The sequence below is a fragment of the Hephaestia caeni genome (assembly GCF_003550065.1).
GTDB classification, from domain to species: domain Bacteria; phylum Pseudomonadota; class Alphaproteobacteria; order Sphingomonadales; family Sphingomonadaceae; genus Sphingomonas; species Sphingomonas caeni_A.
Map to the genome: position 1 here is coordinate 506,757 of NZ_QXDC01000004.1, position 13,095 is coordinate 519,851.

The 13,095-nt window shown below is 67.3% G+C and carries 10 protein-coding genes; 2 read left to right on the plus strand and 8 right to left on the minus strand.

The features are described from left to right. Positions 1-122: 122 nt before the first annotated feature. Positions 123-1,913: an ABC transporter transmembrane domain-containing protein gene (locus tag DFR49_RS16975; RefSeq protein WP_119036857.1), complete on the minus strand. Its 1,791-nt coding sequence runs from the start codon at positions 1,911-1,913 to the stop codon at positions 123-125. A gap of 135 nt (positions 1,914-2,048) precedes the next feature. Between DFR49_RS16975 and DFR49_RS16980 the strand changes: the two genes are divergently transcribed. Then, the gene (locus DFR49_RS16980) at positions 2,049-3,299 is read left to right on the plus strand and encodes a polyhydroxyalkanoate depolymerase (protein ID WP_119036858.1); all 1,251 of its coding nucleotides are present in this window, start codon (positions 2,049-2,051) and stop codon (positions 3,297-3,299) included. Positions 3,300-3,337: 38 nt separating this feature from the next. On the opposite strand, the gene DFR49_RS16985 is transcribed toward DFR49_RS16980, so the two are convergent. The 3 genes from DFR49_RS16985 to DFR49_RS16995 are packed head-to-tail and all read right to left on the minus strand — an operon-like array spanning position 3,338 to position 7,604. Then, the gene (locus DFR49_RS16985; protein ID WP_119036859.1) at positions 3,338-3,730 is read right to left on the minus strand and encodes a YkvA family protein; all 393 of its coding nucleotides are present in this window, start codon (positions 3,728-3,730) and stop codon (positions 3,338-3,340) included. Further along, positions 3,727-6,024: a ribonuclease R family protein gene (locus tag DFR49_RS16990; RefSeq protein ID WP_119036860.1), complete on the minus strand. Its 2,298-nt coding sequence runs from the start codon at positions 6,022-6,024 to the stop codon at positions 3,727-3,729. The genes DFR49_RS16985 and DFR49_RS16990 overlap by 4 nt, the downstream gene beginning before the upstream one ends. Positions 6,025-6,068: 44 nt before the next feature. Beyond that, positions 6,069-7,604: an aminoacyl--tRNA ligase-related protein gene (locus DFR49_RS16995; protein ID WP_119036861.1), complete on the minus strand. Its 1,536-nt coding sequence runs from the start codon at positions 7,602-7,604 to the stop codon at positions 6,069-6,071. Positions 7,605-7,783: 179 nt separating this feature from the next. Here DFR49_RS16995 and DFR49_RS17000 point away from each other — a divergent pair, with 179 nt between their 5' ends. Then, positions 7,784-8,689, plus strand: a complete 906-nt coding sequence (locus DFR49_RS17000; protein WP_119036862.1) for a DMT family transporter — start codon at positions 7,784-7,786, stop codon at positions 8,687-8,689. A 97-nt stretch (positions 8,690-8,786) separates the two neighbouring features. Here DFR49_RS17000 and DFR49_RS17005 read toward each other — a convergent pair whose 3' ends face one another. From DFR49_RS17005 to gcvPA, 4 genes are all read right to left on the minus strand, one after another. Beyond that, a complete protein-coding gene (locus DFR49_RS17005) occupies positions 8,787-9,419 on the minus strand; it encodes a DUF938 domain-containing protein (protein ID WP_119036863.1) in 633 nt (210 codons plus the stop codon). Further along, entirely contained in the window at positions 9,419-9,934 is a 516-nt protein-coding gene (locus DFR49_RS17010; protein ID WP_119036864.1) for a CcdC protein domain-containing protein, read from the minus strand. Before DFR49_RS17010 ends, DFR49_RS17005 begins: the two co-directional genes overlap by 1 nt. A 193-nt stretch (positions 9,935-10,127) precedes the next feature. Next, positions 10,128-11,705: an aminomethyl-transferring glycine dehydrogenase subunit GcvPB gene (gene gcvPB / locus DFR49_RS17015; protein WP_119036865.1), complete on the minus strand. Its 1,578-nt coding sequence runs from the start codon at positions 11,703-11,705 to the stop codon at positions 10,128-10,130. Then, complete coding sequence (gcvPA, locus tag DFR49_RS17020) at positions 11,702-13,060, minus strand: aminomethyl-transferring glycine dehydrogenase subunit GcvPA (RefSeq protein WP_119036866.1); 1,359 nt, start codon at positions 13,058-13,060, stop codon at positions 11,702-11,704. The genes gcvPB and gcvPA overlap by 4 nt, the downstream gene beginning before the upstream one ends. Positions 13,061-13,095: the final 35 nt, after the last annotated feature.

Below are 13,095 nucleotides of genomic sequence, written 5' to 3' on the forward strand. Positions count from 1 at the left end.
GTCATGCTGAACTTGGTTCAGCATCCATCGCGCCTCTGGGTGGGGCGGCGCATGAGAAGAAATGGACCCTGAAACAAGTTCAGGGTGACGGTTTCTGATATTACGAACTTCGGTATCACCAACTACGCCACTTCTGTGAATTGCAGGCTGGCAAGCCGCGCGTAGAGACCGCCACCGTCGCTGAGCGTTGCGTGGGTGCCCGATTCGACGATCCGTCCGCCGTCCATCACGATGATCCGTCCCGCCGCGCGCACGGTGGCGAGGCGGTGCGCGATCACCAGTGTCGTCCGGTCGCGCATCAACCGTTCGAGCGCTTCCTGCACCAGCCGCTCGCTCTCGGCGTCGAGCGCCGAGGTCGCTTCGTCGAGCAGCAGGATCGGCGCATCACGCAGCAGCGCGCGCGCGATCGCGATCCGCTGGCGCTGCCCGCCTGACAGCCGCGCCCCGCTTTCGCCGAGGAAGGTATCGAGCCCTTGCGGCAGCGCGCGCAGGAAATCGGCGGCATTGGCGGCCTCCGCCGCGTGCCAGATCGCCTCGTCGCCCGCATCCCAACGGCCGTAGCGCAGATTGTCGCGCGCCGAGGCGCCGAAGATGATCGTTTCCTGCGGCACCATCGCGATGCGATCGCGGATCGCCGCCGGATCGGCATCGGGCAGCGCGATGCCGTCGATCCGCACGGTGCCTGCCTGCGGATCGTAGAAGCGTTCGAGCAACTGGAACAGCGTCGACTTGCCCGCCCCCGACGGCCCGACCACCGCCACCGTCTCGCCCGGCGCGATCGCCAGCGAGAAATCGTGCAGCGCCGCGATCTCGGGCCGGGTCGGATAGTGGAAAGTGACATGCTCGAACGCCAACGCGCCGCGCGCCGGGCTCGGCAGCGCCACCGGATGCGCGGGCGCGGCAATCTCCGGCGATTCGGCGAGCAACTCGGAAAGCCGCCCCGCCGCGCCCGACGCGCGCAGCAGTTCGCCATAAACCTCGGTCAACGCCTGGAAGGCGCCCGCGACGATCCCCGCGGTAAAGACGAACGCCGCGAGGCTGCCGCCCGTCAGTTGCCCGCTGGCGACATCGTGGACGGCATCCCACATGATCAGCGTCATCGCGCTGAACAGCAACGCGATCACCATCGCCGTCAGCAGCGCGCGCATGCGGAAACGGCGCTTGGCTGCCGCGAAGCCGTTGCGCACCGCGGCCTCGAACCGGTCGCCCTCGCGGGTTTCCTGCCCGAACGCCTGGACGATCTTCATCGCGCCCAGCGTCTCGGTGGCGATCGCACCGATATCGGCGATCCGATCCTGGCTGGTGCGCGAATAGACGCGCACGCGCCTGCCCAGCAGCATCAACGGCAGGATGATGACCGGAATCCCGAGGATCAGCCACAAAGCGAGCTTGGGCGAGAGCGCGAACAGATAGATGACGCCGCCCACACCCACCAGCAGATTGCGCAGCGCGACCGAGAGCGTGGTGCCGACCACGATTTCGACCACCGCGGTATCGGCGGTGAGGCGCGAGGCGATTTCCGACGGGCGGTTCTCCTCGAACCAGCGCGGCGCGAGTCGCAGCAAATTGCGCTGGACGGCGATGCGGACGTCGGCAACCGTGCGCTCGCCCAGCCACGACACGAAATAGAAGCGCGCCGCCGAGGCCAGCGCGAGCGCGAGCACCACCCCGATCAACCCCTGGAAATAGGGCGCGATCGTGGTCGGGTCAGCGCCCGCCGCGAAACCGTTGTCGATCACTTTCTGGAAGGTGCGCGGAATCCACAGCGTCGCCACCGCCGCGACCACGAGCGCGATCAGCGCGGCGACGATCTGCAACGGATAGCGCGACGCATAGCGCCAGACCATCAGCAGGTTGCCAAGCTTGCGGCGCGGTTGCGGCGGCGGTGATGGTGGGATCGGGGTTTCGGGCATCGCCCAATCGCCTAGCAGCGGTACGGGCGCGCCTCAACGGCTCACCGCTCCCCTGTGTTGCCAGCACCGGCGCGCGCGCCTATGCGTTCCGCCTGCGAAACCGGTTCCGGCAGGTTCCGAGTATGAAGGATAGCGATGCTCTACGACGCGTACGAACTCCAGCGGTCGATGCTGGCCGGGGCCAGCGCGATGGCCGATTTCGGCGCTGAACTGCTCAACAATCCTGCCAATCCGTTCGCCTATTTCGGTGGCGGGCCGGCGCTCGGCTCGGCACTCGAAGTGTTCGCCCATGCCGCGGCGCCGCGCGGCAAGCCCGATTTCGGCCTCACCTCGACGGTGATCGACGGCAAGCGAATCGCGGTGCGCGAGGGCATCGAGTGCCGCAAACCGTTCGGTCAGCTCAAGCATTTCGTGCGCGAGGGCGTCGAAGATGGACCGAAGCTGCTGATCGTCGCGCCGATGTCCGGCCATTATGCGACGCTGCTGCGCGGCACGGTCGAGCGGATGCTGCCCTCGGCGGACGTGTTCATCACCGACTGGCGCGACGCCAAGCTGGTGCCGCTGGCCAACGGCGCCTTCGATCTCGACGATTATATCGACTATCTGATCGCGTTCCTCGACCATATCGGGCCGGGCACGCACATGCTCGCGGTCTGCCAGCCCTCGGTGCCGAGCCTCGCGGCCACCGCGCTGATGAGCGCCGACCGTAACCCGTGCCGCCCGCAGACGTTGACGATGATGGGCGGCCCGATCGACACGCGCGAGGCGCCGACCGCGGTCAACACGCTCGCGACGCAGCGCCCGCACGCCTGGTTCGAACAGAATGCGATCGCCACCGTGCCGATGGGCTATCCGGGCGCCGGGCGCGCAGTCTATCCGGGCTTTCTCCAGCTTGCCGGCTTCATGTCGATGAACCTCGGCAGCCACATGATCTCGCATTGGGAGATGTTCAAACACCTCGTCCAGGGCGACGACGAGAGCGCCGATGCGACCAAGCATTTCTATGACGAATATCGCGCGGTGTGCGACATGACCGCCGAATTCTACCTCCAGACGGTCGACGTCGTGTTCCAGCGCCACGCGCTTCCCAAGGGCAGGATGCGGCATCGCGGCCGCAAGGTCGATCTCGGCGCGATCACCGACGTGCCGATCCTCGCGATCGAAGGCGAGCGCGACGACATTTCAGGCATCGGCCAGACCAAGGCGGCGCTGACGCTGACGCCGCACCTCCCCGAGCTGATGAAAGCCTATCACCTCGCCAAGGGCGCGGGGCATTACGGCATCTTCAACGGTTCCAGATGGCGCACGAAGATCGCGCCGATCGTCGAGCAATGGATGGCGCGTTTCGACGGCGTGGAACGGAACACGGCAGCCAAGGCGGCGTAGATATCGCGGCTCTCCTGCCTTCGCAGGAGCACGCGACCCTAATCGTAGGCGAAGTCGAACACGCTCCACACCAGCCACGCGGCGAGCCCCCACAATGCCAGCACGATCAGCACCCCGCTCCATTGCACCGGGCGGCGCGCGGCGGCCTCGGCGGTGGCGCGATGTTCGGCCATCAGCGCCGGGCTGACCAACCGTTCGAACAGCCAGACCCCCGCCGGGATCAGCACCGCATCGTCGACCAATCCGAGCACGGGGATGAAATCGGGCACGAGGTCGATCGGCGACAGCGCGTACGCGGCGATCAGCAGCCCGACGATCCGCGCCGCCCACGGCGTACGCCGGTCGCGCGCCGCAAGCCACACCGCATGCGCCTCCACCCGCAACCGATGCGCGAGCGAGGGGCCGCGCGGGCGGCGGAAGCGACGGGTCATTTCTTCCGGCCCTGATGGCGGATATTGGCCGGGCGGCCGCGGCGTTTGATGCCGCGACCGGGCCGAGGCTTGCCGTTGCCGCCACGCGGTCCCCCGCTGCCGCCGTCCACCAGTTCGAAACGCAGCGCGCCCGACACCGGATTGGCCTCGGCCAGCCGCAGCTTCAGGCGTTGCCCGGCGGCATAGGTTTCGCCCGTTTCCTCGCCGACGAGTTGCTGCGCGGCCTCGTCATAGCGGAAATATTCGCGGCCGAGATCGCGCGCGGGGACGAGGCCATCGCCGCCGATCCCCTCGACGGTCGCGAAAAAGCCGAAATTGAGCACCCCAGTGATCCGTGCCTCGACGACCTCACCGACGCGTTCCGAGAGATAGGCCGCAACATAGCGATCGGTGGTATCGCGCTCGGCCTCCATCGCGCGGCGTTCGAGCATCGAAATCTGCTCGCCGATACGCTCCATCTGCGCCGCCTCGTCATCGGTCAGCCCGCCCGGCCCGAGCCCGAACGCCTGCACCAGCGCGCGGTGGACGACGAGATCGGCATAGCGCCGGATCGGCGAGGTGAAATGCGCGTAACTCCCGAGCGCGAGCCCGAAATGGCCGTGATTGGCGGGCGCGTAATAGGCCTGCGTCTGGCTGCGCAGCACCTGTTCCATCACCTGCGGCTTGAAGTCGGCATCGCCGACGCGCGCGAGGATATGGTTGAAGGTCGCGGGCTTGATCACCTGCCCCAGCGCAAACTCGAGATCGAAGGTCTTGAGATACTCCTTGAGCGCGACCAGCTTCTCGCGGCTCGGCGGCTCGTGGACGCGGTACATGACGGGCGCCTTCTTCGCCTCCAGCGCCTTCGCCGCGGCAACGTTGGCGGCGATCATATAATCCTCGATCAATTTGTGCGCGTCGAGCCGCTCGCGCGGGGCGACCGAGAGGATACGTCCCTTTTCGTCCAATTCGATCCGCCGTTCGGGCAGGTCGAGATCGAGCGGCTCGCGCTTCTCGCGCGCGGCATAGAGCGCGTGCCAACAGCCCCAGAGGGGAACGAGCGCGGCTTCCAGCATCACATATTTTTCACTTCCCCGGCGCAGGCCGGGGTCCAGCATCGAGCCGCCCGTAACTGGACCCCGGCCTTCGCCGGGGAGGGAATTTACGATGAATTGCGCATCCTCATACGCCACATTCGCGGCGATCCGCACCGTCGCGCGGGCGAAGCGCCAGCTTTTGAGCGCGCCGTTCTTCGCCACCTGCAAATGGCAGACGAGCGCGGCGCGATCGACGCCCTCCTTGAGCGAGCACATATCGGCCGAGAGCGTTTCGGGCAGCATCGGCACGACGCGATCGGGGAAATAGACGCTGTTGCCGCGCTTCCTCGCCTCGATATCGAGCGCCGAGCCGGGGCGGACGTAGAAGCTGACGTCGGCGATCGCGACGATCGCTTTCCAGCCGCCGTCGTTCTTCGGATCGTCGTCGGGCGCGGCCCACACCGCGTCGTCGTGATCGCGCGCGTCGGCGGGGTCGATCGCGACGATCGGCAGGTGTGTCAGATCCTCGCGCGGTGCGTCATCCAGCCGATATCCCGACACCCGCGTCGCCTCGTCGAGCACCGGTTCGGGAAACACGTCGGGGATGCCGAGCTTCTCGATCGCGATCAGCGAGAAGTTGCGCGCCTCGAACGGATCACCGAGCCGCTCGACCACCTTGGCGGTGATCCGTGGCCCGCGCCCCGTCTTCTCGGCGCGGACGAGATCGCCCGCCGCCGCGCCGCCGGTATCCGACACCGCGAACTCGCGCCGCTCCTTCTTCTCGATTCCCTGCAACCAGAAACGCTCGCCTTCCTGCCGCAGCACGCCGAGCATCGTCTCCTCGCCGCTCGCCAGCCGTTTCATCGGGTGCGCGATCAACCCCTTGCCCACCTCCTCGGTGCGCGCGAGAATGCGGTCGCCGACGCCGAGCGCGCCGCGTTTCGATCGCTCGCGTACCCTCAAGCGCGGCGGCGGCGTATCGGCGTGCCACGACGCGGGCACCGCCCACACATTGCCGCCATCGTCGACATCGACGACGCGCAGCACGGTCACCTTGGGCACCCCGCCCATCTTGTGGAATGCGCGGCCCGGCGCCGAATCGATCAGCCCTTCGTCCGCCATATCCTTGAGCAGCGCCTTGAGCGCGATCTTGTCCGCCCCGTGCAGCCCGAAGGCGCGCGCGATCTCGCGCTTGCCCGCGGGCGTATCGGTGCTCGTGATGAAATCGAGGATCTGCTGCCGCGTCGGCAGGCCGCGCTGTGGTTTGGGTCTCGCCATCGTTCGAGAGATACGGCCTCGCGCGGCCGGCGTCACCCGCGCAATCAGTACGCCCGGCCGATCAGGATCCGCTCGACCGCCGGCGCGCCGGTGAACACGCACGTCCCGTCGGCCGCCGCGGCATCGAGCGGCGCGTTGCGCACGGTGAGCTTGAGCGCCTTGAGCCGTTCCTCGACCTGTTTGAGCGCGTCGCCCGTGGGTTTCGACCACTGCACCTCGACCCAGCCGGGATATTTGCCGCTGTTGGTGAAATGCGCCTCCAGCGCGGCGAAATCGGCGACATCGCGATTGATGTTCGCCTCCAACCGCCGGCGTGCTTCGACGTAGAGCGACTGCTGGACCGATTCGAGCAAAGCGGCCACGCTGCCGATGAATTCATCACGCGGCTGCACGCTCGTATCGAGCTTCCCGTCGTCACGATACAGCCCGTCGCGGCGGAGCACCGAAACGTTGCCGCCCGCCATGTCACGCCCGCCGACCTCGACGATCACCGGCGCGCCCTTCTTGACCCAGCCCCAGCGCTTGGTCGCGGCCCTGACCGGCTTCACGTCAAGCAGCACGCGCACCGCCTCGCCCATCGCGGTCTGCCGCGCCAGGTCGTCCTGGAGCGCGCGGCAATAGTCGACGATCGTGCCATCCTCGGGCGTGTCGCGCAGCATCGGCACGATCACCACCTGCCAAGGCGCCACGCGCGGCGGCACGCGCACGCCATCGTCGTCGCCGTGGACCATGATCATCGCGCCGATCATCCGCGTCGTCATGCCCCAACTGATCGTATGCGCATGATCAAGCTCGCCCGCCTGATTCTGGAAGCGGATGTTCTGCGCCTCGGCGAAGCTGGTGCCGAGATAGTGGCTGGTGCCAGCCTGAAGCGCCTTGCCGTCCTGCATCATCGCCTCGATCGAGAAGGTCGAATCGGCACCCGGAAAGCGCTCGTGCTCGGGCTTCTCCCCGACGACCACCGGCAGCCCGACGCAATCCTCGGCGAAGGCGCGATAGAGTTCGAGCGCCTTCATCGCCTCGGCGCGTGCCTGATCGGCAGTGGCATAGGCCGCATGGCCTTCCTGCCACAGGAATTCGGTGGTGCGCAGGAACATGCGCGTGCGCATCTCCCAGCGCACGATGTTCGCCCATTGGTTGATCTGCACCGGCAGGTCACGCCACGATTGCACCCAGCGCGCGAACGCGGTGCCGATCACCGTCTCGCTGGTCGGGCGCACCACGAGTGGCTCTTCGAGCTTCGCTTCGGGATCAGGGACCAGCCCGCCCTTGCCGTTCGCCACCAGCCGATGATGCGTGACTACCGCCATTTCCTTGGCGAAGCCCTCGACGTGCTCGGCCTCCTTCTCGAAATAGGAAAGCGGGATGAAGAGCGGGAAATAGCAATTGTCGTAGCCGAGCGCCTTGATACGATCGTCGAGCAGCCGCTGCATCCGTTCCCAGATGCCATAGCCCCAGGGCCGCATCACCATGCAACCGCGCACCCCCGATTCCTCGGCCATGTCGGCCTCGGCGATGGCGGCCTGATACCAGGCGGCGAAATCCGCCTCGCGGGTGATGGAAAGAGCGTGCTTGATCATGGATGACCCTTGAGAATGTCGCGATCTGCTAGACTGCCCGGACGATGGCGTCCACTACCCACATGCGGGGCCCCTCGTCATCCCGGCAAAAGCTGGGATTCCATGCCATCGGGAGCGTCGCGCCGGGAGCAGGCCGGCGCCGCTTCCACCCACACGCATCACTCTCTAAGACCCCGCTCATGTCTTCCGCCGCGCCAGAGCGCATCTTCGCCGGGCTTGGCCTCAGGCTGCTTTCCGTGGGACTGCTCGCGTCGATGCAGGCGCTCGTCAAACTGGCCGAGGCGCGCGGCGCCAGCCTGCCCGAGACGATGTTCTTCCGCCAGGCGTGCGCGGTGCCGCTGGTGCTGGCGTGGATCGCCGCCGGGCCGGGATTGGCGAGCATCCGCACCCGACGGATCGGCGCGCACCTCACCCGCACCATCGTGGGGCTGATGGGGATGGTATGCACCTTCGGCGCGGTGCTGCTGCTGCCGCTCGCCGAGGCGATGACGTTGCAGTTCACCGTCCCGATCTTCGCCACGATCCTGAGCGCGCTGGTACTGCGCGAGCCGACCGGCAGGCATCGCTGGGCGGCGGTGGTTCTGGGTTTTGCCGGGGTGCTGATCGTGGCGCAGCCGGGCAGCGGCGCGTTTCCGCTCAGCGGCGCGCTGGTCGGGCTGCTGGCGGCGCTGCTGGTCGCGGTAATCGCGATCCTGCTGCGTCAGATCGGGCGGACCGAGCCCGCCGCGACGACGGTGTTCTGGTTCTCGCTGCTGTCGCTGCCGCCGCTCGGGATCGTCTATCTGTTCAACCTCCAGCCGCACGACCCTGCGACCTGGGCAATATTGGTCACCGTCGGGCTGGTCGGCGGGCTCGGGCAGCTCGCGATCACCGCATCGGTGCGATTCGCGCCGGTCGCGACGGTGGTGCCGATGGATTATTCGAGCCTGATCTGGGGCATCGCCTATGGCTGGCTGTTTTTCGGGACGCTGCCGGCCGAAGGAATCTGGATCGGCGCACCCGTAATCATCGCGAGCGGCCTCTATATCGTCTATCGCGAGCACGTCCTGCAACGCCGCGACACCGATCGCGCGATCGGCGATTGAAAGTCTTTTGTTTGGGGCACCGCACCGTCCCACCTCCCATTCAGTATACTGTCGTTGGGAGGTGAGGTGGGGGAGCGGGCCGGTGCGGTGCCCTAACTCAACGCCGCCTGAACACCAGCGAGATGTTGTTGGCGGGCATCTCGACCAGCCGGTCGAAGCCGAAACCGGCGTCCTTCGCCGCCGCGCAGACATCCTCGACGCGACGCAGCCCCCAGCGCGGATCGCGTGCCTTGAGCGAGGCATCGAACGCCTCGTTGCTCGCCGCGGTCGGCACCTTGTCGCGGCGATACGGGCCGTAGAGAACCAGTGCGTTCCCGCGCGGCAACGCCCGCGCCGCGCCCGCGAGCAGCCCGAGCGTCGCTTCCCACGGGCTGACATGGACCATGTTGATGCACACCACCGCGTCGGCGCGATCAATCGGCCAGTCGGGCCCGGCCGCATCGAGATCGAGCGGCGGACGGACGTTGGAGAGCCCCGCGCACCAATCGGCGATCGACGCGCGGGCATCGGCATCGGGATCGCTCGGCTGCCAGATCAGGCCGGGGAATTCGCGCGCGAAATGGGCGCAATGCTCGCCGCTGCCGCTCGCCACTTCGAGCACGACGCCGGTGACCGGCAAGGCGTTCATCAACACCTCGGCGATCGCCTCGCGGTTGCGGCGTGTCGCCGGCGCATGGCGGCGCGGGCCATCGGCAGCGGCGTCGGAGTCGAACCAGGGGCGTTCGGTCATCACGCGCGCTCCGCCCGCGCCTCGGCGAGCAATTGCTTCGCGCGGAGATACATTTCGAGCCGCTGCATCGCGAACATGCCGAGCGCGAGCGCCGCCAGCGTGTCAGTGATCAACCCGACATTCATGTGGATCGCCCCGCCGGCCGTCTGCGCGCCCATCTTCACCGCGATCAGCACGACGAGGAACAGCATCCCGGCCGGCGACGCCCGCTGGTTGAGCGCGTGCGTCTCGGGATCGACATGGATGTGCATGAACCGGCCCCGCTGCCAGCCGAGCGCGGCACCGACCACGAGCCCGATCGCGACCACCGCCCAGCCCGATCCCTGCGGCGGGTGCTGCGCCAGCAGCATGACGACGCCGCCGAGGTAGAGCGCCGGCACGATCCAGAGCTGTTCGAGCTTCAAGGGCCGCATCCGGTTCATCCTGCGCATCCGGAAGAACAGCACCAGCCCGACGATCGCAGCGGTGATGAGATAGCTCACCCAGGCGTGCGGCTGGACGGTTTGTGCGTGCATCGGCAATCCCTTGATCGGTTCGCCGACAACCTAGAACCTGTTCGCAACCTTTGGAAGCAGCACACCCGCGCAGGCGGGAGCACTACGGCCGAGATGAAGCATCATCGTGCTCCTGCGAAAGCAGGAGGCCAGGGTCGCAAGCGATATCAGCGGTGAAGCTGGACTCTCGCTTTCGCGGGAGAACGGCCCCGGCCTATTCCGCCGCCTGCGCCAGCGCGGGATCGCTCCACACCAGCACCGGCTTGCGCGCGGCAAGCGTTTCGTCGAGACGGCGGCGCGGCGCGAAATGCGGCGCGGTCTTGAGGCTTTCATCACCCGTCTTGGCGCGCGCGGCAACGCTGCGCAGCGCGCCGATGAACTGATCGAGCGCCGCCTTCGATTCGGTCTCGGTCGGCTCGACCAGCATCGCGCCGTGGACGACGAGCGGGAAATACATCGTCATCGGATGATAGCCTTCGTCGATCAGCGCCTTGGCGACGTCGAGCGTGGTGAAGCCTTCGGCGAAACCCTCGTCCGAGAACAGCGCCTCGTGCATGCACGGCCCGCTGGGGCCGAACGGCGCGTCGAGCACGTCGTCGAGGCTCCTGAGCATGTAATTGGCGTTGAGCACCGCATCCTCGGCGACCTGCTTCAGCCCGTCGGCGCCGTGGCTGAGGATATAAGCGAGCGCGCGGGTAAACATGCCCATCTGGCCGTGGAACGCGGTCATCCGGCCGAAGCTGTCGGGATGATCCTCGCCGGCCGTCTCCTCCTCGATCAGGCGGATATGGCCATCTTCGTAGCGTGCGGTAAACGGGAGCGGGCCGAAGGGCGCCAGCGCCTCGGAGAGCACCACCGGCCCCGAGCCCGGCCCGCCGCCGCCGTGCGGGGTCGAGAAGGTCTTGTGGAGGTTGATGTGCATCGCATCGACGCCGAGATCCCCCGGCCGCACGCGCCCGACGATCGCGTTGAAATTGGCGCCGTCGCAATAGACATAGCCGCCGACGGCATGCACCGCGTCCGAAATCGCCTTCATGTCGCGCTCGAACAGCCCGCAGGTGTTGGGGTTGGTGATCATCACCGCCGCCACATCCTGCCCGAGCCGCGCCTTCAGCGCCGCCAGATCGACCCGGCCCTCGGCAGTGGCGGGGATATCCTCGACGGTGAAGCCGGCGAAGGCGGCGGTGGCGGGGTTGGTGCCGTGTGCGCTTTCGGGGACGAGGACGACCTTGCGATGCCCCTCGCCGCGCTTCTCGAGCGCCGCCTTGATGCACAATATGCCGCACAATTCGCCATGCGCGCCCGCCTTGGGGCTCATCGCGACGCCGTACATGCCGGTGAGGCCGATCAACCAGAAGGCGAGTTCGTTGATCACGCCGAGCGCGCCCTGCACCGTATCGACCGGGGCGAGCGGATGGATGTCCGCGAACCCCGGCAGCCGCGCGACCTTCTCGTTGAGGCGCGGATTGTGCTTCATCGTGCACGAACCGAGCGGAAACAGCCCAAGGTCGATCGCGTAATTCTGGCGCGACAGGCGGGTGTAATGCCGCACCGCCTCAGGCTCGGAGAGGCCGGGCAGGCCGATCGGCGCCGTGCGGACAAGGTTGCCGAGCTTGTGCCCCTGCGCAGGCGCGCCGGAGTCATCGAAATCGACTCCCGTCGTTTCGGTCGAGCCGATCTCGAAGATCAGCGGTTCTTCGAGCATCAGCGCGCGGTTGCCGGTGAAGGTGGGCGCGTCGGCATTGCCCGTCTGCGGCGCTTCGGGGCGCCAGCCGCTTTGATTGATGCTCATGCCAGCACCTCCTCAAGCTCGGTGGCAAAGGTTTCGACATCCTCCGCCGTGGTCGTCTCGGTGACTGCGACGACGAGGCCGTTCGCAAGGCTCTCCTCGTTCGGATAGAGCCGCCCGAGCGACACGCCCGCCAGCACGCCGCGATCGGCAAGCGCGCGCACCACGGGGCGCGCCTCCTTCGAAAGCTCCAGCGTGAACTCGTTGAAGAACGCATCGTTGACGAGCGTCACGCCCGGCACCCGCGCCAGCCGCTCGGCCGCCGCCACGGCGCCCGCATGGTTGATGGCCGCCAGATCGCGCAGCCCCGCCTCACCCAGCAGCGTCATGTGGATCGAGAAGGCGAGCGCGCACAGGCCGCTGTTGGTGCAGATGTTGCTCGTCGCCTTTTCGCGCCGGATATGCTGCTCGCGCGTCGAGAGCGTCAGCACGAAGCCGCGCTTGCCGTCGGCATCGACGGTCTCGCCGCACAGCCGCCCCGGCATCTGGCGGACATATTTCTGCTTGCACCCGAACAGGCCGACATAAGGGCCGCCGAATTGCAGCCCGACGCCGATCGACTGGCCTTCGCCGACGACAATATCGGCATCCATCTCGCCGGGCGATTTGAGCGCGCCGAGCGCCACCGGCTCGGTCACGACCGCAATCAGCAGCGCCTTCTTCGCGTGGCACGCCGCCGCGAGGTCGGAGAGATCGCCGATCCGGCCGAGAATGTCGGGATATTGCACCACGACGCACGAGGTGTCATCGTCGATCCGGTCGATCAGCGATGCGGTGTCCGGCCCGGCATCGAGGCACGGCGCAGTGGCCTCGATCGCGTCACCGGTGAAGGTCGCCATCGTCCGCGCGACCGATACGTAATGCGGATGCAGCCCGCTCGACAGGATCGCCTTGCCGCGCCGCGTGATCCGCCGCGCCATCACGATCGCTTCCCAGCACGCGGTCGAGCCGTCGTACATCGACGCGTTGGCGACATCGGTGCCGAGCAGCCGCGCGACCTGCGTCTGGAATTCGAACAGCATCTGCAACGTGCCCTGTGCGATTTCGGGCTGATACGGCGTGTATGCGGTCAGGAACTCGCCGCGCTGGATCAAATGATCGACCGAGGCCGGCACATGATGCCGATACGCCCCCGCGCCGAGGAAGAAGGGCACGTCGCCTGCCGCCACATTCTGCCGCGCGAGCGCTGCCATGTGCCGCTCGACCGCCAGTTCGCTGGCATGGTTTGGCAGGCCGTCGATCGGCCCGGAAAGCCGCGCATGTTCGGGCACGTCGACGAACAGATCGTCGATCGACGCCGCGCCGATCGTCGCCAGCATCGCCCGGCGATCATCAGGGGTAAGGGGCAGGTAGCGCATCGTTTCTTCTCCCCCTCCCTTTCAAGGGAGGGGCT